Annotated in this window: 1 protein-coding gene; it reads left to right on the forward strand. The window is 55.6% G+C overall.

Annotated features, from left to right (window positions below; translation table 11 throughout):
• The coding region (locus TU74_RS22945) for an IS3 family transposase (protein ID WP_082149938.1) at positions 1-901 on the forward strand (901 nt) is incomplete at its 5' end.
• Positions 902-909: the final 8 nt, after the last annotated feature.

A 909-nucleotide genomic window follows, 5' to 3' on the forward strand; every position in this document is an offset into this window, starting at 1 on the left:
AGGCTACCGCGCTCTTGATGTCGGAAGATCACGAGCGTTCGCGCTGATTGACCAGTTGAGCGCACATGAGCCGGTTGATTGGCTGTGCAAGGTGTTTGACGTCACTCGCTCGTGTTACTACGCCCAGCGCCTGCGGCGCCGCTCACCCGCTGTTGAACGGCTTCGATTGCGTAGGCGTGTCAGTGAGCTGTTCTCACAAAGTCGCAGTGCTGCGGGCAGTCGCAGCATTTTGTCGCTGATGCGTGAAGACGGTGAGCAGATCGGTCGATTCAAAGTGCGCAGCTTGATGCGCGAGCTTGATTTAGTCAGCAAACAACCCGGCTCCCATGCCTACAAACGAGCAACAGTAGAAAGACTGGATATCCCGAACACATTGAACCGCGAGTTCGACGTGCCAGCGCCCAATCAAGTCTGGTGCGGCGATATCACCTACATTTGGGCGCAAGGAAAGTGGCATTACCTGGCTGTCGTCCTGGATCTTTGTACGCGTCGGATCGTGGGCTGGGCGCTGTCGGAAAAGCCAGACGCTGAGCTGGTGATCAAAGCGCTAGATATGGCTTACGAGCAGCGTGGCAGGCCTTCGGATCTGCTATTCCACTCGGACCAGGGATCGCAATATGCAAGCCGACTCTTTCGCCAGCGGTTGTGGCGATACCGCATGCGCCAGAGCATGAGTCGACGAGGAAACTGCTGGGATAACGCACCGATGGAGCGCGTATTTCGCAGCTTGAAAACAGAATGGATACCGACCGTGGGCTATCGAACTGCGCAGGAAGCACAGCGCGATATCAGCCATTTTTTGATGCATCGCTACAATTGGATTAGGCCTCATCAATTCAACGATGGGTTGGCTCCAGCGCGGGCCGAGGAAAAACTTAAAGTCGTGTCCGGGATAAGTTGACCACTACA

Origin of the sequence: Pseudomonas lundensis (genome assembly GCF_001042985.1) — a bacterium.
In the GTDB taxonomy this organism is placed as follows: Bacteria; Pseudomonadota; Gammaproteobacteria; order Pseudomonadales; family Pseudomonadaceae; genus Aquipseudomonas; species Aquipseudomonas lundensis.